At 46.0% G+C, this 22,378-nt stretch carries 20 protein-coding genes; 6 read left to right on the top strand and 14 right to left on the bottom strand.

Annotated elements, in window-relative coordinates; genetic code table 11:
- Positions 1-222: 222 nt before the first annotated feature.
- Together QZ918_RS29090 and QZ918_RS29085 are read right to left on the bottom strand one after the other, a co-directional pair.
- Positions 223-852 (bottom strand): DUF4339 domain-containing protein, encoded by a 630-nt coding sequence (locus QZ918_RS29090; protein WP_293341552.1) that lies wholly within the window; start codon positions 850-852, stop codon positions 223-225.
- A gap of 247 nt (positions 853-1,099) precedes the next feature.
- A complete protein-coding gene (locus QZ918_RS29085; RefSeq protein WP_293341549.1) occupies positions 1,100-1,378 on the bottom strand; it encodes a ribbon-helix-helix domain-containing protein in 279 nt (92 codons plus the stop codon).
- A gap of 421 nt (positions 1,379-1,799) precedes the next feature.
- On the opposite strand from QZ918_RS29085, the gene ribBA reads away from it, so the two are divergent.
- From ribBA to QZ918_RS29070, 3 genes are all read left to right on the top strand, one after another.
- On the top strand, positions 1,800-3,560 hold the full coding sequence (ribBA, locus tag QZ918_RS29080) for a bifunctional 3,4-dihydroxy-2-butanone-4-phosphate synthase/GTP cyclohydrolase II (RefSeq protein WP_293341555.1): 1,761 nt from the start codon (positions 1,800-1,802) through the stop codon (positions 3,558-3,560).
- Positions 3,561-3,731: 171 nt separating this feature from the next.
- Positions 3,732-5,171, top strand: coding sequence for a pentapeptide repeat-containing protein (locus QZ918_RS29075; RefSeq protein WP_293341546.1), 1,440 nt, complete (start codon positions 3,732-3,734; stop codon positions 5,169-5,171).
- 417 nt (positions 5,172-5,588) lie between these two features.
- Positions 5,589-7,325: a helicase HerA domain-containing protein gene (locus tag QZ918_RS29070; protein WP_293341543.1), complete on the top strand. Its 1,737-nt coding sequence runs from the start codon at positions 5,589-5,591 to the stop codon at positions 7,323-7,325.
- A 78-nt stretch (positions 7,326-7,403) separates the two neighbouring features.
- On the opposite strand, the gene QZ918_RS29065 is transcribed toward QZ918_RS29070, so the two are convergent.
- Both QZ918_RS29065 and QZ918_RS29060 read right to left on the bottom strand, forming a co-directional pair.
- The gene (locus QZ918_RS29065) at positions 7,404-8,084 is read right to left on the bottom strand and encodes an OmpA family protein (RefSeq protein ID WP_293341540.1); all 681 of its coding nucleotides are present in this window, start codon (positions 8,082-8,084) and stop codon (positions 7,404-7,406) included.
- Positions 8,085-8,091: 7 nt separating this feature from the next.
- Positions 8,092-8,787 carry a hypothetical protein gene (locus QZ918_RS29060; protein WP_293341537.1) on the bottom strand — a complete coding sequence of 232 codons (696 nt, stop codon included), beginning with the start codon at positions 8,785-8,787 and terminating at the stop codon, positions 8,092-8,094.
- Positions 8,788-9,713: 926 nt separating this feature from the next.
- Here QZ918_RS29060 and QZ918_RS29055 point away from each other — a divergent pair.
- Positions 9,714-10,718, top strand: a complete 1,005-nt coding sequence (locus QZ918_RS29055) for an RNA polymerase sigma factor, RpoD/SigA family (RefSeq protein ID WP_293148224.1) — start codon at positions 9,714-9,716, stop codon at positions 10,716-10,718.
- 88 nt (positions 10,719-10,806) lie between these two features.
- Here the strand turns inward: QZ918_RS29055 and QZ918_RS29050 are convergent, their stop codons facing one another.
- A complete protein-coding gene (locus QZ918_RS29050) occupies positions 10,807-11,046 on the bottom strand; it encodes a hypothetical protein (protein WP_293341534.1) in 240 nt (79 codons plus the stop codon).
- A 324-nt stretch (positions 11,047-11,370) separates the two neighbouring features.
- On the opposite strand from QZ918_RS29050, the gene QZ918_RS29045 reads away from it, so the two are divergent.
- Positions 11,371-11,922 carry a hypothetical protein gene (locus QZ918_RS29045; RefSeq protein ID WP_293341531.1) on the top strand — a complete coding sequence of 184 codons (552 nt, stop codon included), beginning with the start codon at positions 11,371-11,373 and terminating at the stop codon, positions 11,920-11,922.
- 478 nt (positions 11,923-12,400) lie between these two features.
- Positions 12,401-14,944, top strand: coding sequence for a CHASE4 domain-containing protein (locus QZ918_RS29040; RefSeq protein WP_293341528.1), 2,544 nt, complete (start codon positions 12,401-12,403; stop codon positions 14,942-14,944).
- Positions 14,945-15,254: 310 nt separating this feature from the next.
- Here the strand turns inward: QZ918_RS29040 and QZ918_RS29035 are convergent, their stop codons facing one another.
- From QZ918_RS29035 to QZ918_RS28995, 9 genes are all read right to left on the bottom strand, one after another.
- Complete coding sequence (locus tag QZ918_RS29035; protein ID WP_293341526.1) at positions 15,255-15,863, bottom strand: fasciclin domain-containing protein; 609 nt, start codon at positions 15,861-15,863, stop codon at positions 15,255-15,257.
- Positions 15,864-16,032: 169 nt separating this feature from the next.
- Positions 16,033-16,815, bottom strand: coding sequence for an MBL fold metallo-hydrolase (locus QZ918_RS29030; protein ID WP_293341523.1), 783 nt, complete (start codon positions 16,813-16,815; stop codon positions 16,033-16,035).
- A 384-nt stretch (positions 16,816-17,199) separates the two neighbouring features.
- Positions 17,200-17,787, bottom strand: a complete 588-nt coding sequence (locus QZ918_RS29025) for an anthranilate synthase component II (protein WP_293341520.1) — start codon at positions 17,785-17,787, stop codon at positions 17,200-17,202.
- 179 nt (positions 17,788-17,966) lie between these two features.
- A complete protein-coding gene (locus tag QZ918_RS29020) occupies positions 17,967-18,476 on the bottom strand; it encodes a diacylglycerol kinase family protein (RefSeq protein WP_293341518.1) in 510 nt (169 codons plus the stop codon).
- A gap of 161 nt (positions 18,477-18,637) precedes the next feature.
- A complete protein-coding gene (gene ybeY / locus QZ918_RS29015; RefSeq protein WP_293341515.1) occupies positions 18,638-19,162 on the bottom strand; it encodes an rRNA maturation RNase YbeY in 525 nt (174 codons plus the stop codon).
- Positions 19,163-19,370: 208 nt separating this feature from the next.
- A complete protein-coding gene (locus tag QZ918_RS29010) occupies positions 19,371-19,586 on the bottom strand; it encodes a DUF3285 domain-containing protein (RefSeq protein ID WP_293341512.1) in 216 nt (71 codons plus the stop codon).
- 90 nt (positions 19,587-19,676) lie between these two features.
- A complete protein-coding gene (locus tag QZ918_RS29005) occupies positions 19,677-20,474 on the bottom strand; it encodes a DUF4058 family protein (protein WP_293341510.1) in 798 nt (265 codons plus the stop codon).
- 223 nt (positions 20,475-20,697) lie between these two features.
- A complete protein-coding gene (locus tag QZ918_RS29000; RefSeq protein ID WP_293341508.1) occupies positions 20,698-21,483 on the bottom strand; it encodes a DUF4058 family protein in 786 nt (261 codons plus the stop codon).
- Positions 21,484-21,734: 251 nt separating this feature from the next.
- Positions 21,735-22,378: His/Gly/Thr/Pro-type tRNA ligase C-terminal domain-containing protein (locus tag QZ918_RS28995; protein ID WP_293341505.1), on the bottom strand; the 644-nt coding region annotated here is incomplete at its 5' end.

Genomic DNA, 22,378 nt, shown 5'->3' with positions numbered 1-22,378 from the left:
GACATATTTTCTGTATTTTGTAATAATCTAGGTATTCTCCCGAGCTGATAAATTTTTGTCGGATTAGGTAGTTAGCGTAGTTGAAAAGATTCTTAGAAAGAAAGCACAAATTATCTAGCTGCTTGTACAGCCAGTGGTTTCGATCGATAATGTGCTTGGAAACGAGCTGCATTGTTTAGCCGTGATTTTTGACTATACTATACTATACATGGCTATTAATGGCTATAAAGTCAATGAAGTTTTACAATACCCTGCTAATTCTGGAATTTCACCAGCCCGCTGCCACTCAGCTTCCCCAAGTCTCACTTTGGTGCGATCGGTAATCTTCTGAACCTCCAATAGTTGCAATTTGGTATATGGCCCCTCGGCTTTACCGCTGCGAAATACATACCATTCAGAGGGAGCGGGAGCCGATGTCACCCGTCTCACGGATTTGGCTCGGTTCATACCCGATTCAAATTTCATCTGATTGAGTTCTTGCTCTATGGGATCGATCGTCTTGCCACGATTTGTAGAAGGCGAAGAAGTTGCCAATTTTTGAGAGGCTTTGTGGTTGATCTTCCAAAGCCACGCACCTACGACACCAAACAAACTAAAAACGCCTCCCCCAACGGCAGGTATTAACGCAGGATGAGGCGGGCTGTATTTTTCTGGCTGCGCTGGGGTCGGGGCTGGTGTAGGAGTTGGACTAGAGCGGTTGTCGTAATCTGAGTAGTCTTTATCTCCGTAATACCGTCGATTGCCGCGAGGTCGCTTCTTTTTTTGAGCGTAAACCGGAATAGAAGCGACTAGAGCTGAAGCCCCAGTAACTAAAAGTAGCACTTTGCGGCGCGACAGCTTAGAATTAGTCATTTTTCTGGTAGATGATGGGTATCACTATTTTCCCAGAACATAACAATATTGCGGTCATCTGGTAGAAAAGTATTGTTTTGATAATAAGATTTTATCAGATGTTAGGGTCAGCTTTTGTATTTGTAAAAAGACCAGACTTGATGATTCGATCAACCCAAATATTTGAAATTGTCAATAAACGCTCTATTTTCATCGGGAAACATTGCCTCAAAATTTTGGTAAATATGTCGCATATTCGGAAATTTCACTAAGTTTCACAGTTTTTGACACACTCTCGTGCTTTGCGAAACTTTTCCTGCAATTGTTCTCGCACAGTCTCTAAGGGAATTCCCTCACCCCGCGATAGTTCCGCCTCCGCTTCCTTAATGGACTGACGCACTTCCTCCTCCCACTCCGAATAATGCTTCTGGGTTTGCGCCAGAGTATGGAGGGCTTTGGTGATTACTTCGGAGGGCGAACTAAACGACCCCTGGGCCAATTGCGCCTCGATCAATTGCATCTGCTCTGGACTTAAAGTAATATTCATTACGCGACCTCCCTCAGACTGATCCATGTTTTAAGAATAGCGCGAGATTCGGTCAGAGCGATCGCCCCAAAATCATACATGACAATTGCAAATCCGATCGCTTGTCGCTGCTTTCGTCATCGCCACAATTGCTAAATCAACAACTCAACCGCGCTATAACGATCGCATTAATATCTAAAAAATTCGGATTTAGAATCAACATAATTTTCCTTCTCTTCCCCTAAAAGCCTCGCAATCTCGATCGAACTCATGAAATATTCTGGCAATTTTTGATTGACAAAAAGCAGTTATTCTAGTAGGCAAGCTCAAAAATAATGTTAAACTCATCTGGCTCGGACGATCGCCCTGCCGGAAACAACAGGCTACAATCAATAATAGATTCTATTTCCATAACAATACTGTTTATAGCTTGAACTCCTCAGTGCCCTACAACAACACCTCAACTCAATCCTTTCAATTTGACTCAATTGACAGCGCCCTCGCAGACCTGAAAGCAGGTCGGATGCTGGTAGTAGTCGATGACGAAAACCGCGAAAACGAAGGCGACGTGATTTGTGCCGCCCAATTCGCCACCCCCGACAATATCAATTTCATGGCAGTGCAGGCGCGAGGTCTGATTTGTCTGGCCTTGACCGGCGATCGACTCGATCGCCTAGAACTGCCTCTCATGGTCAGCAAAAACACCGACAAGAACCAAACTGCCTTTACCGTCAGCATCGATGCAGTCAACGGCGTCAGTACCGGTATCTCCGCCGAAGACCGCGCCCGCACCATCCAAGTAGCCATCCACCCAGATACCAAACCTCAAGATTTGCGCCGTCCCGGTCATATTTTCCCGCTGCGGGCGATCGATGGTGGCGTCCTCAAACGCGCCGGACACACCGAAGCATCAGTTGACCTCGCCAGACTCGCCGGCCTCTATCCCAGCGGCGTCATCTGCGAAATTCAAAACCCCGACGGTTCGATGGCGAGGTTGCCCGAATTGATCGAATATGCCAAAACCCACAACCTCAAAATCATCAGCATTGCTGACTTAATTAGCTATCGCCTGAAGCACGATCGATTTGTCCGCCGCGAAACCGTCGCCAAATTGCCGACTGAATTCGGCGAGTTTACGATCTACGCCTACCGCGACACTCAAGACAATTCAGAACACGTTGCCATTGTCAAGGGCGACCCGGCAGAATTTAAAGACAAACCCGTGATGGTGCGGGTGCATTCGGAATGTCTGACCGGAGATGCTTTGGGATCCCTGCGGTGCGACTGTCGGATGCAACTCCAAGCGGCACTAAAAATGATCGAAAATGCCGGTTGCGGCATCATAGTTTACTTGCGCCAAGAAGGTCGGGGGATTGGACTGGTCAATAAACTCAAAGCTTACTCGCTGCAAGATATCGGATACGATACCGTAGAAGCTAACGAACGCTTGGGCTTTCCCGCCGACTTGCGGAACTACGGCGTTGGAGCACAAATGCTTAACGATTTGGGAGTGGAAAAAATTCGGTTGATTACCAACAACCCGCGCAAAATTGCCGGTTTGAAAGGTTACGGCATTGAAGTAGTCGATCGCGTCCCCTTACTCATTGAAGCCACAGATTACAACTCGATCTATCTGGCAACCAAAGCCGAAAAACTAGGTCATATGCTGCTGCAAACTTATTTAGTCACAGTAGCGATTCAGTGGAACGAAACTAAGTCGGATGGAAGTCGGAAGAAGGAAGAAGCAAGAGGTTCGAGGGAAGAAGGAAAAGAGGAAGATTCTGCCATCCAAAATCGCTACGAACACCTCGAAAAACTGCGGCAATTGGCCGCTAGCCACGACTTACTGCTGCAAGAAGAAGCACGGCCGGTGGGCATCGCTTTGTTTGGAGAAGGTTCCCTCATCGTTCATTTAGGCTTCGATCAAGTCGGACTCGCAGCTCCCGACTGGTACTCGGAGACAAACCATCCTTACGTCAAGGCGATCGGCCAAATTCTTGAATCTATCAGCACAGAGTCCGACTTGCAAACATTAGAATTCATGGTTTCCTCCGGCGCAGATCCGCTCAAAACCCTGCAAGTCCAGCTCGATCGCGAAAGCTTGCCCCTGGAACAAGTCGCATCCGCCTGTGCGAAGCTTCAACCTCAAAAAATCTATAGTTTTTCCGCTATTCCCGATTCTGCCCTCGAAATGTCAAGCTAAGGTCATCAATTGACAATTGACAGTTGACAGTTGACAGTTGACAGTTAACAGCTACCCATAGCCGTCGATAGAAGAGGATTGAAGCAATGAATCATTTTGTTTGATTTCCCCCCTTTAGGGGGAGGCTTCAGACCCAATCTTCAGGCGTGAAGAATCAAGAGGCAAATCGACATGGAAATGAACGTTGGTGACTTTTTGCACCGGCTCGACCTCAGGGGACAACCGCTTAAAGGCACCAACCTCGGCGGTGCGGAACTCCGGGGAGCCAACCTCAGGGGAACGGACCTCCGAGAAACCAACCTGAGCGACGCAATTCTCAGGTATGCAGATCTGATCGAAGCGGATCTCACCCGCGCCAATCTTAGCGGGGCGGATTTAGCTGAGTCATTTCTGAATTTAGCTAACCTCACCAGAACCGATTTGACGGGTGCTGTCCTCCGAGAAGCTACTCTGGTAGGAGCAGAACTCACGGGAGCCAACCTCAAACAAGCAAGTTTGATCAAGGCCAATTTAGTGGGAGCCAATCTCCAGCAAGCCAACTTAACCAGAGCCAATCTCAGTGGAGCAGATTTGCGAGGCTCTCAGATGACTGGCGTTATTTTAGACAAGACAGTCTACAACAACCGGACAATGTTTCCCGACGATATTGACCCGGGTGCATTGGGAGCAATTTTGCTCGCTCCCAATGCCTCGCTCCCAGGATTAAATCTGGCGATGGTAGATTTGACCGGAGCCGATTTAAAAGGAGCCGATTTGCGGCGGACAAACTTATACAAAGCTATTTTATTTGGAGCGAAACTCGATCGGGCAAACTTAGCAGGAGCCAACATTAGCGGCGCAGACTTGAGGGAAGCCAGTCTGAGCGGCACGATTTTAGAAAAAGCTGTTTACAGCAACCAAACATTCTTTTCAGAAGGCATTGACCCCCGTCTTGGCGGAGCTTATTTAATTGCTCCCAATGTATCGCTGCAAGGGGTCAACTTAACCGGAGCCGACTTAAACGGGTCAGATTTAAGCGGATCTAATTTGAGCGGTTCTAACTTGAGTTCGGTCAATCTCAAAAATGTAGACCTCAGCAAAGCCAGCTTAAAAAAAGCTTACCTCAAAGGTGCAAACTTGGAGGGAACAGACTTGAGAGGAGCCGATTTAAGCGGCGCAATTTTGCACCAAGTAAATTTGAGTTCTTCTGACCTCCGGGGTGTAGACTTAACAAGGGCTGACCTCAGTGGCGCTAATTTGAGCGATGCCGATTTGAGAGAAACAGATTTCACCGGAGCTACTTTGCTGTTCGCTAACTTGAGCGGTGCCGACTTGAGAGGTGTAGACTTGACAAAAGCCGACCTCAGCGGCGCTAAGTTAAATGAAGCAGATCTCAGAAAAGCAGATTTGATGAGAGTAAATTTGGAGGGAGCCGATTTAACTGAGGTAGACTTGAGCGATGCTCATTTATTCCGAGTTAATCTTAGAGGTGCTAACCTTAAAGGTGCAAATCTCAAAGGCGCAAGTTTGAAAGGGGTATCTTTGACCGATGCTTATTTGAGCGAAACGGATTTGACTGATGTAGATCTGAATCCGAGTTTCTTTGAACTACCATTAGAATCGGAATGGTAATTAACAGTTGACAGTTGACAGTTGACAGTTGACAGTTGGCGGTTGGCGGTTGGCGGTTGACAGTTGACAGTTGACAGTTGCTAATAATTAGGAAATCACAAATAAACAAAAACGAAGCACAACAGGCGAATCACAACTCACAACTCCCAACTAACAACCCAACGACCCGCGAGATCTTAAGCTGACAACTAACAACTAACGGGAGCATCTCAGTTTTGCATATAGTGCGAGCGTCCCCGCTCGCGATTATACTGCTCGCGAGCGGGGACGCTCGCACTATAATAAAAAATGCTTTTTTCAAAAATGGGATGCTCCCCAAATAACAACTAACAAATAACAACTAACAAATAACAAATAACAAATAACAACTAACAAATAACAACTAACAACTAACAACTAACAACTAACAACTGACTAATGACTACTGACAAACCGTTAGGCTCTGTTATTCAAGGTTCCCTGAGCAAGGGATTAGAAGTGCGACTACACGCCGACGTTTCAGTGGAAGATATGAGGGTGGGGAAATTTTTAGTAGTGCGGGGGGTACGATCGCACTTTTTCTGTATGCTCACCGACGTGTCTCTCGGAACATCCAGCTCTCGGATTTTATCCAACCCTCCCAACCCCAACGACGATTTTCTCCTCGCAGTCCTCGCAGGTAGCAGCACCTACGGTACGATCGAGCTGGCGCCGATGTTGATGCTGACTGCGGAAAAAGAAAAATCTCAAGCCATCTTCAATCCCACAGGTAACGGAGTCCCCGATAAAAAGCTGGCGTTAGGAAATTTGGGTTCTTTTGAGCCGCAAAGTGGCGCCGATATGGAATTGCTGCCGGTGAAAACGATTCCCAGCCACTTTTCCCAGGTGTTTGATGCCAAAGAAACTGATTTTAGGGCGGTTTTTGGCTGGGAAGATGACCCGTACCGCCGCAATTTTGCGATCGGCAAACCGATTGACATGGATGTGGCTGTGTGCTTGGACTTAGACAGATTTGTGGAACGCAGCAATGGAGTTTTTGGTAAGTCGGGAACGGGAAAATCTTTTCTGACGCGCTTGCTGCTGTCGGGCATTATTCGCAAGCAAGCTGCTGTCAATCTAATTTTTGATATGCACTCGGAGTACGGGTGGGAAGCGGTTTCGGAAGGGAAACAATTTAGCACTGTTAAAGGTTTGCGGCAGTTGTTTCCCGATAAAATGCAGATTTACACCCTCGATCCAGAATCGACAAAGCGCCGAGGAGTCCGCGATGCTCAAGAGTTGTTTTTGAGTTTCGAGGAAATTGAAGTGGAAGATATCTCGCTAGTCCAGCGGGAGTTAAATTTGTCGGAAGCTAGTATCGAAAATGCAATCATTTTGCGAAATGAGTTGGGTAAGGGTTGGATCAATAAGTTACTGGAAATGACCAACGAAGATATTCAAATGTTTTGCGAAGAAAAGCGGGGAAATAAATCTTCGATTATGGCTTTGCAGCGAAAGCTTGAGCGTTTGAATGATTTAAAATACATTCGCAAACGCTGTCCTAAAAATTATGTAAGTGAAGTTTTGCAGTGTTTGGATGCAGGGAAAAATGTAGTAATTGAGTTTGGTTCTCACTCGGATATGCTGTCCTATATGTTAGCAGCCAATGTGATTACTCGCCGCATTCATGGGGCTTACGTGCGGAAAGCTGAGAAGTTTTTGCAGAGTAAAAATCCGTGCGATCGCCCGCAACCGTTAGTGATTACCATTGAGGAAGCCCACCGCTTTCTCGATCCGGCGATCGTCCGATCGACTATTTTCGGGACGATCGCCCGCGAAATGCGAAAATACTTCGTAACTCTGCTGATTGTAGACCAGCGCCCCTCCGGTATCGACGGCGAGGTGATGTCGCAAGTCGGCACCCGCATCACAGCCTTGCTAAACGACGATAAAGACATCGATGCTATCTTTACGGGTGTTTCTGGAGGCCAGAGTTTGCGATCGGTTTTAGCTAAACTCGACTCAAAACAGCAAGCTTTAGTTTTGGGGCACGCCGTACCGATGCCGGTAGTCGTGCAAACTCGTCCCTATGACGAGCAATTTTACAAAGAAATTGGAGATATTGACTGGCAAGAAATGCCGGACGAACAAGTGTTTGCCGAGGCAGAATCTGCCAAGATGGATTTGGGATTTTAACAACAGATTAAACCATTATAAAAATCCCTCTTTATCAGCGTTAATCTGCGTGCATCTGCGGTTAAAGAAATCTAATTCCTATGTTTTAATAATTAATTCAACGCGGCGGTTTTTCTCCCTCCCCACCGGGTTGTCTGAGCCGTCTAAATTATTATTAGGAGAAATCGGTTTAGTTTTGCCGTACCCTTTCGTTTGCATTCGGGTATTCTGCACCTTGAAAACGTTGATAAAATAATATTTTACCGCTGCGGAGCGCTTCTGGGAAAGTTCGAGATTATAGGAATCTTCCCCGTGGTTGTCGGTGTGTCCGTTGATTAATATTTGGGCATTTTTGTAATGTCTCAGCAGCAGATTGATCTTGGTGAGAGTGGGTTTAGCTTGGGCGCGGACGTTATATTTGTCAAAATCAAATAAAATAGTTTCGGCCACATTAATTCGGATGCCTTCAGGTACTTTCTCGGCGTTCAACTCTGTTTCAATCTTTTTGACAGTCTCGGTTGTTATTTGAGTTGGTAGCTGCTCCTCTGTGGCAGTCTGATTCGCGCTGATATTCTCAACTTTTACTATAGTCTGAGCAAGAATTTCAACTTTTACAGTAGTAGGACTAATTGGTATTACTTCTAAGGTTGTAACTGCTGTTGATTCTGATTCAAAAATATCGACTTTTGCGGATTTACTGGCAGCCAACTGAGAGGATGAGGTCGCGAAAAGCAATGATGAGATTATCGTAGTATTAATTAGTCTAATTAGCTTAGTCATTTCTCAATTACCTGTTAATTGGAATATTGTTGAATAGGTCAGTATAACTATAAGAATTGATAGTGGAATATATCCGCAAATTATTTGCTTTCGGTTGTAACCAACCTACGAATACAAACTGCCCTTTGAGCGTAGTACCTGGTTTAATCATGATTTGGGGATTATTTAATGGAGGTAATAAATTATATTTTTGTCCATAATCGTCGGAGAGATACATACCATTTTCACCATTAAGTATTACAACTTCCTTGCTACCATTTGTAATCACCATAGTAACTATAATACTATCTTCACCAAAGGTAATTTTTGTCAGCCGTCTCCATAGTTGTTTAGTGATAACCCGGAGGTCGTAAGTTTGTGCAGGTGGCAGAGAGTTTGTAGGTTTTTGGGCAACCTCTAAACTCGTTTGAGTCGGAATTGGTGTGGAAATTTGAGTGTTTTGTGCTATTGGTGTTTGAGTAGGCGGTGAAATCGGTGGAGTCTGAATTGGCGTAGGAGTTAGGGTATTGGGTGCGGGCGATGCGGCGGGTTCTTGTGCTATTGCTGTTTGAACGGCAGGTGAAATTGATCGAGTTTGAATTGGCGTAGGAGTTGGGGTATTGGGTGCGGACGACGCGGCGGGTGCTTGTGCCAATGGGTTTTGCACACAGGCGACACACACCAGCGATAGTAACGCTAATTGTGGGAAATTTTTAGCTTTCATTGCAGCACCCGATCGAGATTTTGTGGTAATTTTAATATAGAGCAGTCGCTTTTGTTGCGGGTTTAATCTAGCCTTGAGAATTAGATGAGCTACAAAGTACGCGCGTGCGTAGCTATCCCGAGCGTGAATCGCCCTTAAAATCTCTTTAATTAGAAATTACGATCGAACGTCAAAAAAATTAGCCCCCAGCTTTCAGTCAAAAGCTTTTCCCCTCACACCCCCTCACCCCTCACCCCTAACTTCACAAAATACGGATAAGGTTAAATATTGTTCAGTAAAATGGCAAAATTTAACTCAAATAGCCAAACATCCCGCTCTTAATATATCTTTACTCACTGACAGCAAAAGTTGATTAGCATATTTAAATAAAAATGTCAAGAAATATTTTAAACGGTAAGTTGCAGCGAATACGGCGATCGAGTTCGGTTATCTCGCATCGCAGCATCTAGGCAGCGAGAAAAATTCAAGCGATGATGGAATAGAGAGCAAAACAAAGCCCTCGAATTGCATGAGTCTGTTTGCATGAGTGTGTTTGCTTGAGTCTGTTTGCATGAGTATTGTGAAGTTGAGTTCCACTTAAAACTAGCAGGGAATTGAAAACCTTAAGGAAAAATGTAGAATCTTGACCTTAAGACAGAGGTTTTTACCCTTTACGAGCCTCAAAATTTGGAATAATATTGAGAAAAGTAAACTCAAATTCACTTCGCCTAGAACTAGCCGTAAAAGCTAGCAAGCTACGGAAAATCGACGGGGATTACTGGAAAATCAAGCATAAAAGTAATCCAATACCACAAGCTTCTACCGATCGTCACCGATAAACAGGAGGGGTAACATCCCCCCTGTCGCAGTCTTTATCCCACTTGTAAAAGTGGGACAGGGTATCACCAACTTTTTATCTGTTGTTACAAGGAGTGCAATACTCACCCATGTCCACTACCACCCCCAAAACCAAAACAGTGAAAGCCGATCGCATGGGCAGCCGGCCATACTCCTCAACGGATACGGTTCGTACCTATCTGCACGAGATCGGTCGAGTACCCCTGCTAACCCGAGAAGAAGAGATTGTTTTCGGGAAGCAGGTACAGCAAATGATGAAATTAATCGAAGCAAAACAAGCGCTGGCTAAAGAATGGCAGCGAGATCTGACGAATGAAGAGTGGGCGGCCGAAATGGCATTGACCGAAGCCGAACTGAACCGGATCTTGCAGTTAGGGCGGCGCGCCAAGCAAAAGATGATTGAAGCGAATTTGCGCCTAGTAGTTGCGATCGCCAAAAAGTACCAGAAACGCAATATGGAATTCTTGGATTTAATTCAAGAAGGCACCCTCGGTTTAGAACGGGGAGTCGAAAAATTTGACCCGATGCGGGGATACAAATTTTCTACCTATGCCTACTGGTGGATTCGCCAAGCAATCACTCGCGCGATCGCCCAACACGCGCGCACCATTCGATTGCCAATTCACATCACCGAAAAACTCAACAAAATCAAAAAAGTGCAGCGGGAACTCACCCAGCAGTTGGGCCGTTCTCCCTCGCCTGCGGAAATTGCCACCGCCCTGGAACTGCAACCTTCCCAGATTCGGGAATACCTGCTGATGGCAAGACATCCAGTTTCTTTGGACTTGCGCGTAGGAGATAACCAAGATACCGAACTGCAAGAACTCTTAGAAGACGAAACAGCATCTCCAGACAACTACATTACTTCGGAATTGCTGCGGCAAGACCTCAATACCTTGATATCAGAACTGACCCCCCAGCAACGAGATGTAATTGTTCTGCGCTTCGGTTTGGAAGACGGCACCGAAATGTCTCTGGCGAAAGTCGGAGAACGCCTGAATCTCAGCCGCGAACGGGTGCGACAGCTAGAACATCAAGCCCTCGCCCACCTGCGGCGGCGTCAGTCTCAAGTCCGAGAATATTTGGCTAGTTAGTCACTAAAAGAGTTGAGATTTTATCCAAATCTCAACTCTTTTTTTGTGCAAGCGCTTCCAGGAAGGATATTTTGATAGCAAGCAATTTTCAAGTGATATCCTGTCCGGTCGATCGACCAAAATAAGTAAAGTTCGTAGTGCGGACTTCAGTCCGCTTTCTGGCTAATTGACCAAAATAAGTAAAGTTCGTAGTGCGGACTTCAGTCCGCTTTCTGGCTAATTGACCAAAACAAGTAAAGTTCGTAGTGCGGACTTCAGTCCGCTTTCTGGCCAATTGACCAAAACAAGTAAAGTTCGTAGTGCGGACTTCAGTCCGCTTTCTGGCCAATTGACCAAAATAAGTAAAGTTCGTAGTGCGGACTTCAGTCCGCTTTTTAGATGCGGACTGAAGTCCGCACTACGAACCCTTCTTGTGATGGTTATCGACTGGACACGATCTGAGTGAGGTACACATAGCAATGGGTAATTGGTAGGCTGACAAGTACCTCGAAAGATTTGAAAAGCGCTATATTTAAGATGTCGATCGCACTTGATGGGCGATCGCAATTTATCAAAACTAATCTGAGATTTGAATTTAGGAACCGGGCGGGCGATCGCCCATTCAATTTAATATTCAGGATTAAGCAAAATACCCGGTTTCTGTAATATCTCTTTGAAACAGGTACAAGAAGGGCAGCGCAGCAGCTATGGGAAATTTTGGGGCAAGCAAGTGGTTTTGACTTATTCGATCGTATTAACAAGCACTTTAGAGGCGATCGCCCTTGCTCTCTCGCCCGGTAACTTCAGCATCGAATTTCCCCTAGGCGAGGCACAGCCATCGGACATCAAATCCGGCATTTTTACCTCGCAATCGCTCCCAAATGCTGCGCCAGATACCGCTAGCACAGGTTTAGCAGACGGCATTTACCTCTACGGCCAGTCCAGCCAGCCCGATCGAATTAAAAAAGAATATTTTGTATTTGAAATGCGACAGAGCAAAGTAGTCGGTGCTTTTTACCTGCCTCGGTCTGCTTTTTACTGTTTTTACGGCACTGCGGAGCGAACTCAGTTAAATTTAACAGTAGTGGACACTTACGACGGCAGTCGCTCTCCCTACTCCGTAAACCTGCAACAGTATCACCCTATTTCCGCCGTCAGCGAGAACGATCGGCGCATTTTGGGTATTTGCAAGGAAGCTCACAAACAGCAGGTGTGGGGAAACTAATACCATTTTCGATTTTCGATTGGGGATTAAATAATTGGGAATGATTTACTGCATAAGAGTTTGGAGTTTCCCTACAGTTGCATTCATTTCTGAAACTGGTATAACCAGTAGCGCGATTTTCTTGGTTTCTTGGGTATAGCAAAGCGAAACAAAAACCTATTTGTTCGGTACGAGTGCCTCAACCCAACCTAATTTCTGAGGGGATTTTCCGGTTTGGCGAAGATCTTGTTTAACAAAAAACCAGGTCTCATCCCTATGCCTGAAGTCAGCATATGTTAGCTGTATACTCCTTAACAAGGCAGCGGTAGGGTGCGTCTGACAGCAAACTCGAATTACCCTAGAAAATGTGAGGCTACGGGGCGCCCTACAAAACTCCCTCCCGGCAGACTGGTGCAGCGCCAGCAGCCAGGATTCAGGAAACAGCAGTAAAATTGCTCCTGAGTTGAGAATTTCAGACTGACATCACACACTCGGCAAGATGAAACTGCGTCGGAAAACACTATCAATAGTTGGCATTACCATCGCTGGACTGACTGGCATTCTCTATGCAGCCTCCTCCAGCATCCTTTTGGGCAGCCTTGTCAAAGCAGAGGAACAAGAAGCCACACAGGTTGTCAAGGGAGTGCTCAGCGTGTTCGGGCAAACCGCAGATGACTTCAACTCGCGCTTTGCTGACTGGTCTGCCTGGGATGACACCTACACTTTTATCCAAAACCGCAACTCAGAATTCATTGCCTCGAATTTAGTTCCAGAAGGGCTGAATAATTTGAGAGTTCATCTAGCCATATTTGTCAATACTTCTGGCAAAATAGTTTACGGTACGGGTTTAGACAGCGACAAGATGAAACTAACGCCTGTTCCAGAAGCATTAAAAGAGCATATTTCTCTCAACGACCCGCTGTTGCAGCACCCCAATCCCAAAAGTAGCCTCGCTGGTATCCTGCTGCTGCCCTCAGGGCCGATACTGATTAGTTCCCGGCCAATTCTCACTACAAAAAGCACCGGCCCGATTCGGGGCACGCTGGTATTCGGGCGCAATTTGGATGCTGCGGGCATTGAGAAGCTTTCTAAAATTACTCGCTTGCCATTGATTGTACACAGCATTGATGAGCGTGATTTACCCGCTGATTTTGTGAAAGCACGGCAAAAACTGTCGGCGAAAAAAACGATTTTTGTGCGTCCTGTCAGCGAAGATTTGATGGCGGGTTATGCTTTGATCCAGGATATTTACGATCGACCCGCGCTACTTCTACGGGTGGATATGCCCAGAGAAATCTACCGCCAAGGTCAAATCAGTTTAATGTACCTACTGGTGTCTGTGGGGTTAGCGGGAATAGGATTTATCGGCTGCACTCTGCTGCTGATTGAGCATTTGGTGCTGTCTCGGTTGAGCAGTTTGGCGAAAGCAGTTAACCGCGTCAGCAGCAGCCAAGACCTCTCGGTGCGACTGCCGGTCACGGGCGCAGACGAGTTGGCCGACCTTGCCCATACTATCAATGGAATGCTCGGGACGATCGCCAGCGCCGAAAGCGAACAACTTGAGGAAAAAGCCCGCTACCGAGCCGTTGTCGAGCAAGCTACAGACTGCATTTTCCTGTGGGACGCTCAAACCAAACGCATTTTAGAAGCCAATACAGCCTTTAGAAACTTGCTCGATTACAGTCTTGATGCGATTTCGCAACTGAGTGTTTACGATATCGTCGCCTATTCCAAAGACCTAGTTGACCGAAATATCCTGTTCCTGCTAAGAGAGAAACAACTCAGAATTGGCGAAGTTCTCTACCGCCGCCGAGACGGTTCCTGCATGGACGTGGAAGTAAGCGCCAGCCTGATTTCCTACGGCGGCCGCGAGATTATTTGCACTGTTGTCCGCGACATTACCGAGCGCAAGCAAGCCGAAGCCGAACTCCGAGCCTCCGAAGAACGCTACAGACTTTTGTTTAAAAACAACCCCCATCCGATGTGGGTTTACGACTTAGAAACTCTGGAATTTATAGCCGTCAATCAAGCTGCTGTCGAGCACTACGGGTACACTCGCGACGAATTTCTCCACATGACCGTTGCGGATATTCGTCCGCGCCAAGAACTGTCCAGATTGCTAGAAAATATATCCCAAGTAGATGCCGGAATTGATTTTGGGGGTGTGTGGCAGCACCAGACAAAAAACGGCACAATTATTGATGTAGAAGTTACTTCTTATACCCTGATATTTGACAGCAGAAAAGCTGAATTAGTGCTGGCTCACGACGTAACCGACCGCTTGCAAGCCGAGGCAGAACTTTATAAGGCAAAAGAAGCAGCAGAAGCAGCTAATTTGGCTAAAAGTCAGTTTTTGGCTAACATGAGCCACGAACTGCGAACTCCTCTGAATGCGATTATCGGTTACAGCGAGATTCTGCAAGAAGATGCTTTAGATATTGGCGAAGAAGACTTTGTGTCGGATTTGGAAAGAATTCACAATGCAGGCAACCATTTACTGGGATTGATTAATGATATTCTGGATTTGTCGAAGATTGAAGCAGGTCACGGGGAACTTGAATTAGAAACTTTTGACGTATTCGAGACAATTAAAGATGTAGTAAAAACTGTTGAGCCGTTATTTTTCCGAAACAACAATCGCCTGAATGTTGAATGCGATCCTAATATTGGCCAATTGCATTCCGATAAAACTAAGTTAACTCAAATTTTATTTAATTTGCTGAGCAATGCAGCGAAGTTTACTCAGCAAGGGATTGTTACACTCAGCGTTAAAAAAAATCAAAATGACGAGAATAGTTGGGATGTTGAAGAGTTAATTTTTAATTGTACTGATACGGGAATTGGGATGACTCCGGAACAGCTAGAAAAGTTATTTCAACCTTTTACGCAAGCTGATGCTTCGACTACCCGCAAGTACGGAGGTACGGGTTTGGGTTTGGCTATAGCGCAGAAATACTCTGAGATGCTGGGGGGAGAAATTACTGTTAATAGCGAGTTAGGCAAGGGGTCAACTTTTACTCTCATGTTGCCGACACTTTTGTAATCTATCCCATACGTTTGGGTTACTGTGATATTAATAAATAAAGGTACGTTGTTGGGCTTTAGCCCTCTTTATAGGGTATTTCAAAAGTCAAAAGTTGTGCCCTTTAATACCCGATCCCCCTCGCATCCCGCTTTCCAAGGGGGACCTTGAGTTGGATTCTGGTTCTCCGTTGGAAAGGTGGTTAGGAGAATCGGGTCTTTTGATACCAATGAAAGGTGTTTTCAAACACCCTCTTAGACGTATAGATAAAGAGGGCTAAAGCCCAACAACGTACCTAATTTGAGATCATTTGAGACCCAAAATGCTCGTCCTATTTTGCATCAGGGGGGAGCAAAACTTTGTCAATTACGTGAATAACGCCGTTGCTAGCTTTGATATCAGCTTTCACAACATTAGCGTCGCTAACAGTAACTTTGCCTGCGGCAACTACCACCTTCAGCGAGCCGCCTTCCACGGTTTTAACATCGCCTGATTTGAGGCTGGTAGATAAAACTGAACCAGAAACAACGTGGTAAGTTAAAATCTTGGCAAGTTTGGCTTTATTTGCTGGTTTGAGCAAATCATCTAAAGTTGCTTTTGGCAAGGCAGCAAATGCCGCGTCTGTCGGTGCAAAAACAGTGAAAGGGCCTTTTCCTTGGAGGGTTTTAACCAAGTCTGCTGCTCCCAAAGCCTTTGTCAATGTCTTAAATTGAGCGTCGCCAGATGCAATAGCGACAATATCCTTAGTAGCGGCTGTTGGTGCTGGTGAAGCAGCGGTTTTTGGATTTCCTGCAAGTTGTTGAGTTTGAGTTGCATTAGCAACATTTGTGTTGGAGTTGATGTGAGCCCAAGCGGGGAAACCAATTAGCGCGCTAGCGCCGATTACTCCTGCGAAACCTGCGAGTTGCTTCATCCAGTTAGGTACGTTTTGATTTTTCATTGCGGTTTAAATTCCTTATTACTACGTCAAACAGTGAACATGAATTCTTGTATTAGCCAAATCTCTACAAAAGTAAGGTTTGAAAAGGCTAAAGTAGAGAGAAAAATCTCTGGCATTCCCGATCGACCAAAACTTCCTTACTATAACGCAAGCTCACAAAAAAAGAGGCTCAACTGTTAAACCTGTAACTCAAAACCTCAATCACCGAACCAGTTTGAGGTAAGTCAGAAGATTTGATCGAAATCGTGTCGTTATTCGATCGGCGTATCGATGTACCATCCATTAGGCCCAAGAATTCATCTAGCGATACTAAATCGCACGCAGCAGCATCGGCGGCTTGGGTTTTGAAATGCGTGGGAATTACCATTTTCGGTTTAAGAAGTTGCACAGTTTGCTTCGCTTCCGCCGGAGTATAAGCTTTCGGCCCTCCGCCCACGGGAATTAGCAAAATATCCGGCCGCCCGATTAAGATTTGTTCTTCAATGCCGATCGGGCCAGCAACTCCGCCCAAGTGTAAAATCTTAACACCGGCTTGCTGCCACAGCCAAGCCACATTGACCCCAAACCGCCTTCCTCCCTCACGGTCTTTTTGGGTGCGAATGCCTTGAATCCTGAGCCCGTTAGACCTATAAGTGCCTGGTTCGTACAAAAGGCCGGGATTGCCAGAAAATCCGTCTACCGCCCCTTCATCAAGCAATCTGCTGCTAATCAGAATCAAATCTGTGGGTACTTTAGGAGAACGATAGCCTGCCGTACAGCCCAGGGGGCGAAAAGGATTCACCAGCACCCTCGCACCGCCACCGGAAAACAAGAAGCAAGTGTGTCCCAACCACTGAACCGACAAAGAACCAGCAGTTTGAGCTTGATAGCTTTCCCATCCAGATGGCAAACCAGTGAAGAAAGCCGCTAGCAAACCCGTCTGTGCGTAACTTATTAATTGTCGCCGTTTCATTTTTTTGGTTGCGGTTATCGGGTGTTGGTCGTTTGTTGTTATATCACAAAATGCCGCTAGGTGCGAAATGTGCGATCGAGTTTTCCGGTAAGATTCCCATTGCGTACTCTACAAATCGAAAGAAGCTCAACTAAGCAAATCCACTTGATTAAACGTAAAATACGGCTTGCGTTCAAGTTGAGTGTGTATGTCTTTTTCTTTCTTCCTTCTTCCTTCTTCCTTCTTCCGACTTTCATCAAACTGAATTCGTTACATCCGCTACATCCGCTACAGAATCCGTTGCCGAACTTCCTTCTTCCGACTTCCGACTTCCATCAAACTGAATTCGTTACATCCGCTACATCCGCTACAGAATCCGTTGCCGAACTTCCCTCTTCCTTCTTCCTAAAGCCGTTCCAAAAAATTCCGTAATAATTGCTTTCCCGAAGTAGTCAAAATACTTTCCGGGTGAAACTGTACGCCTTCAATGTGTGGATATTCCCGGTGCCGCACGCCCATAATCGTGCCATCTTCCACCCAAGCCGTAACTTCCAACACTTCTGGACAACTCTCTTTTTCAATTACCAAACTGTGATAGCGAGTCGCCAGCATCGGCGATTCTACACCTACAAAAACTCCGACTCCTGCGTGTTCTACCTGAGAAGTTTTGCCGTGCATCAATATCGGTGCGGAAACAATTTTGCCGCCGAATACTTGACCGATACTTTGATGTCCGAGACACACGCCTAAAATTGGCAGAGTCGGCCCCAATTCTTCGATCAATTTCAGAGAAATTCCCGCATCTTCCGGCCGTCCCGGGCCTGGAGAAATCACTACTGCTGCGGGCTGCAATCGGCGAATGTCTGATATGGAAATTTGGTCGTTGCGGTACACTTGGACTTCTTTTGCTACGGGCAAATCAGCACCGAGTTCTCCTAGGTACTGTACCAAATTGTATGTAAAACTGTCGTAGTTATCGATTACTATAATCACGGGTTAAATTGGATTTTAGGTTTGAGATTTTAGATTTTAGATTGACTCGCTGCCTGAATGCAATAGTTTGAAGATTTTAGATAGATGCCCAAGATTAAAATAGCTGCAATATGTACGAATAAAACCAAAAATCTCAAATTGGTCATCTAAAACCTAAGATTGGCCTGCGGAATAAGCCACTAACGGACGATCGCAATTTGAACAACTACCCATAACGGAGGAAGCAGCAGTGCAGCAGCGACAATCGCCGCAGCCATTGCCGATACCAAAACGGCTCCGGCAGCGCAGTCTTTGGCTATTTTGGCGAGTTCGTGGTAAGATTGCCCGACGGTTAAGTCTACCACTGATTCGATCGCCGTGTTCAACAATTCCATTGCTAAAACTATACCAATTGTGACGCCGATCACTGATATTTCTACAGGTTTGAGCTGCAAAAACAGTCCGAGTCCGATCGCTAAAGTTCCTATAACAGTGTGAATCCGAAAATTGCGCTGAGTTTCAAAAGCATAGGTTAGCCCACCCCAAGCATACCGAAAACTCGTAGCTAAACTAGATGCGATTTTCCAGGAAAGCTCTCGCTTGTATTTCAAGGCTTTTTTAGGTTCGTGGACTGTAGGCATGGCAGAATCTGAAGGCACGATCGCAAACGGTGGGATGTTTGATGTAATTGACGGTTGATCTAGTGTCATAAACAACCAACTTTAAGTTACAGAGATTAACGAAAGCTAGACTTTGAAAATTTCCTTCACTAAGTCTAGTTAACTTTCCTAAGTTTTTAGTAAAGTTTTGGTATGATTTCAGGAAATTATCTTTGGTTTGACATGATTGGTTGAGTCACCCTCAATGTCAGTTATGCTGTTTGGATCTCAAGTCCGATCGCGCGCAGCAGTGTTTCTTGTCGATCGAGCATTTGAGTCAGACTCTCTTCATCCGGGTGATCCCAGCCCAAAAGATGTAAAAAACCGTGGGATGCGAGCCAAGCTAGTTCAGTCTTTAGGGGATGTCCCTGCTGCTGGGCTTGTCGCTGCGCTGTGTCGATCGAGATGATGATATCACCCAAGTATAAAGGTTCCGATGACTGCATTTCCTCTAGGTGAGGACAGTCTACCTCTAAAGCCGCGAAAGCTAGTACATCGGTCGATCGATCTTGCTTGCGGTACTGGGCGTTGAGGGCTTGGATATCGGCATCGGCGGTTAAACGCAGACTGACTTCGTAGCCGGGGGCCTCTGGCACATCTGCTTCCTGGTTTTCTAGCCAAACGCTAAACCAATTTTCCCAGGTTTGGGTGGCAATCTCCCCGCTGGGTTGATTCTCCGGGAGGTTGTCAGCGTCGGCGATGCCATAACAGTCTTCGACGTTCACCTCAATTAGCATTTTTCGGTTCTTTTGTCAAGGGATGTATTCAATTTTTTGATAAGTGAAAATTGGGCGGGGTAATCGACTTTTTGCTTTTAGCAGGCAGATTACAATAATCTGCTGAAGATTGCAATGGGTCGATCGCGCGATGGGATCGAACCCCTCGGTATTTAACCCCCTCTTAGAGTGGGTGAGTTTCTGTACCGAAGCGGTTTCAATCGGTATTCTAAGAGTTGAAATAGCGATCGAGAAAAGCCAAACCGACGAGTACGCCCAAAAGTCCGGCAGCAGTCAAAGCAAAATGAAACAGAGAAGTCGCCCGCTTGCGAACCATATTTCGCATTGCTAGCTTGACATAACTTGGTGGAGGTGCATTGTTTGTCGGGGCCGGGGTTTCGGGGGCGGATTCTTCGGAGGTTGTTGGCGAGGGAGGTTGAGTCATAGCGGTTATTTTAGAAGGTTAACACCAGAGGCTGCGGAGGACAGACTCGACACGATGTTAACAAATTTGTAACGTTTTGTGTATGATTTTTTAGCTTTCCGATGGCAGGAGGCTGGTTTCGTACAGCAGAGAATCAGCCCAAACAGCATCGGATTCTGACAGTGCAGGGACTAACTGAGCCGTATAATCGAGGGTAAAGTCATAGGCGGCGCGATCGTACACTGTATTCAACAACGCCTGCAAATCTACCATTGGTTCCAGATCGCCTGCACGCAAAGGCAACGGAAAACCAGGAATCGCATCTGGTAGATTAAATAAGTATAAATCCGCCGCAGGTCTTCGATCGCTCCGACTCACCAAAATTCGATAATGGGCTGCAATATCATTGTCCAAAACTGGGAGAGGTTCCCAACCCCGCAACAAATCAATCTCCACGAAATTAGTGCGACTTCCGAATATCTTATCCCGCTTTTCCTCATACATTTCGCGCCCTTTGCCCGGCCGTTTATTAGCAGGTGAAAGAACTTCAATTACCGTGACAACTTCCTTAGTCGCCATATCTATCACCTCCAAATATCCTTCTCTCACCTCCTCAGACATGGCTAATCTGATTTTCAAAGGTTCAGTAGTTCGTGTGGCGACAGCTACATTAGATGTACTTGAATTTCTAGGAATCGGATTGTGCTGGATCGAAACATCAGGAATCCCGACTAACAAGGATTGTTCTCCCTTAATTTCATAAATGCGCTTTTCAATTGCAACTCGATACTTCGGCACCAGTTGCGGAACTAAAGACTCCTGAATCATGCCAATCAGCAAGTGATGTACTTCTGGCCAAAAGTCAGAGTTTTCTAAATAAGGATTCATTCCTGGAAATGGATTAGGCATTGATTTAACTCCTGTTGATTGACTTACTTAGGACTTATGCAGGGGTGGCTAGAAACCGGGTTTTTTCCGAGAAAAGCGATACACCGCCCAGAAACTGCGAAAAACCCGCTTTCTTTGATTTTGGGTGTGGCCAGAAACCGGGTTTTTCCGAGAAAAGCGATACACCATCCAGAAACTGCGAAAAACCCGGTTTCTTTGATTTTAATGCGTTCAGCCACTGTTATCATCCCCTCAATCCCATCTCCCGCAACCAAGCATCAGCCCAAACAGCATCGGGTTCGGCAAGCGGCGGCACGGGTTCGGCGGTATAATCGATTCTAAAATCATAGGCAGCGCGATTATAAACTCCATTCAACAACCCTTGTAAATGCACAAGTGGTTCCGCATCGTCGCCGCGCAAAGGCAAAGGAAAAGGCGGAATTGCATCCGGTAGATTAAACAAATACAAATCAGCCATAGGGCGACAATCTCCCCGACTCACCAAAATTCGGTAACTTCCCTCAATATTTTCCCCAAAAACAGGCAGAGGTTCGTAAATTCGCAGCAAGTCAATTTCCACTAAGTGCGATCGCCCTGCGAACACTTTATCCCGCTTTTCCTCATACATCTCGCGCCCTTTACCGCGCTTGTTTGTCGGTGAAAGCACTTCTATTACTGTAACTACTTTCCGAGTTTCCTGTTCGATTACCTGCAAATAACTTTCTCTAACTTCCACTGTTGTAGGCACTCTCACTCTCAAAGCCGTCACAGGCGATGCCATAACAGCGACATTTCCAGTGCTAGAAGTTGCTTGAATTGGCGATCGCTGCACCGCCACATCGGGAATACCGACTAATAAAGCATCTTCCCCGCTGATTTGATAAATTCTTTGTTCAATGTCCACTAAATACTTAGGTAGCAGTTGCGGAGTCAAAAAATCCGCGATCGCCACTATCAAGCGATTGTGAACTGCCCGCCAAAAGTCAGGACTTTCTAAATAGGGATTCATCCCCGGAAATGGATTAGGCATAATCGTACCTCCCATTGATTACTATCATTTTAGCAAACATATTAAAAAAACGCAGACAATATCAAACTATCATCTGCGTTAATTGTGGAATGGGCGTCTCGCCACTTCTGAAAAATGTGTAACGGGCGTCTCGATCGCGGTTTGTAGTGAGGACTTCAGTCCTGCTTAAAAGTTTGTAATAAAGAAGGACTGAAGTCCGAACGATCGAACCTAATTTGATTGTTACTGTTCAAGCAGATACAATATTTCGCTTAAAAATCCCCGTAACTACTAATAGCAGCTTGCAACCTTGCGATCGCCTCATCAACCGCAATCGCGCCCAACTCCCCAGCAGCCCGAGTCCGAATATTCAAACTATTCGCCTCAACCTCCTTAGCACCCACAACACACATCACCGGAATTTTATCCTTCTCAGCATTGCGAATCAACTTGCCCAAACGTTCGCTACTCTCAACTTCCGCGCGAATATTCAGCGCCTTCATCCTCGCTTCCACTTCCTTAGCAAACGGCAAAAACTCCTCGCTGACAGGCAACAACCGCACCTGAATCGGCGCTAACCATATCGGGAAATCCCCTGCATACTGTTCGATCAAAATCCCAATTAAACGCTCCAAAGAACCGAAAGGAGCGCGGTGAATCATCACCGGACGCTGGCGGCTGCCGTCTTCTGAGACGTATTGCAAATCAAAACGTTCTGGCAAATTATAATCTACCTGAACAGTTCCTAATTGCCATTCTCTATCCAACACATCTTGGAAAATGAAATCGAGTTTCGGCCCGTAAAAAGCCGCTTCCCCAATTCCTTCAAAATAATTCATTCCCAAAGTTTCCACCGCGCGGCGGATAGCACCTTGCGCTTTTTCCCAAGCTTCATCGGAACCGATGTATTTCTCTA

The sequence above is a fragment of the Microcoleus sp. CAWBG58 genome (genome assembly GCF_020883045.1).
In the GTDB taxonomy this organism is placed as follows: Bacteria; Cyanobacteriota; Cyanobacteriia; order Cyanobacteriales; family Microcoleaceae; genus Microcoleus.
Note: the sequence above shows the minus strand (reverse complement) of the source record. Positions and strands in the feature narration are given on the sequence as shown.

What these genes read in the sequence shown, in the direction of transcription:
- QZ918_RS29090 (WP_293341552.1), bottom strand. Translation starts at nt 852, where the DNA reads ATGACTAATTCTAAGCTGTCGCGCCGCAAAGTGCTACTTTTAGTTACT.
- QZ918_RS29085 (WP_293341549.1), bottom strand. Translation starts at nt 1,378, where the DNA reads ATGAATATTACTTTAAGTCCAGAGCAGATGCAATTGATCGAGGCGCAA.
- QZ918_RS29075 (WP_293341546.1), top strand. Translation starts at nt 3,732, where the DNA reads ATGGAAATGAACGTTGGTGACTTTTTGCACCGGCTCGACCTCAGGGGA.
- QZ918_RS29070 (WP_293341543.1), top strand. Translation starts at nt 5,589, where the DNA reads ATGACTACTGACAAACCGTTAGGCTCTGTTATTCAAGGTTCCCTGAGC.
- QZ918_RS29065 (WP_293341540.1), bottom strand. Translation starts at nt 8,084, where the DNA reads ATGACTAAGCTAATTAGACTAATTAATACTACGATAATCTCATCATTG.
- QZ918_RS29060 (WP_293341537.1), bottom strand. Translation starts at nt 8,787, where the DNA reads ATGAAAGCTAAAAATTTCCCACAATTAGCGTTACTATCGCTGGTGTGT.
- QZ918_RS29055 (WP_293148224.1), top strand. Translation starts at nt 9,714, where the DNA reads ATGTCCACTACCACCCCCAAAACCAAAACAGTGAAAGCCGATCGCATG.
- QZ918_RS29040 (WP_293341528.1), top strand. Translation starts at nt 12,401, where the DNA reads ATGAAACTGCGTCGGAAAACACTATCAATAGTTGGCATTACCATCGCT.
- QZ918_RS29035 (WP_293341526.1), bottom strand. Translation starts at nt 15,863, where the DNA reads ATGAAAAATCAAAACGTACCTAACTGGATGAAGCAACTCGCAGGTTTC.
- QZ918_RS29030 (WP_293341523.1), bottom strand. Translation starts at nt 16,815, where the DNA reads ATGAAACGGCGACAATTAATAAGTTACGCACAGACGGGTTTGCTAGCG.
- QZ918_RS29020 (WP_293341518.1), bottom strand. Translation starts at nt 18,476, where the DNA reads ATGACACTAGATCAACCGTCAATTACATCAAACATCCCACCGTTTGCG.
- ybeY (WP_293341515.1), bottom strand. Translation starts at nt 19,162, where the DNA reads ATGCTAATTGAGGTGAACGTCGAAGACTGTTATGGCATCGCCGACGCT.
- QZ918_RS29010 (WP_293341512.1), bottom strand. Translation starts at nt 19,586, where the DNA reads ATGACTCAACCTCCCTCGCCAACAACCTCCGAAGAATCCGCCCCCGAA.
- QZ918_RS29005 (WP_293341510.1), bottom strand. Translation starts at nt 20,474, where the DNA reads ATGCCTAATCCATTTCCAGGAATGAATCCTTATTTAGAAAACTCTGAC.
- QZ918_RS29000 (WP_293341508.1), bottom strand. Translation starts at nt 21,483, where the DNA reads ATGCCTAATCCATTTCCGGGGATGAATCCCTATTTAGAAAGTCCTGAC.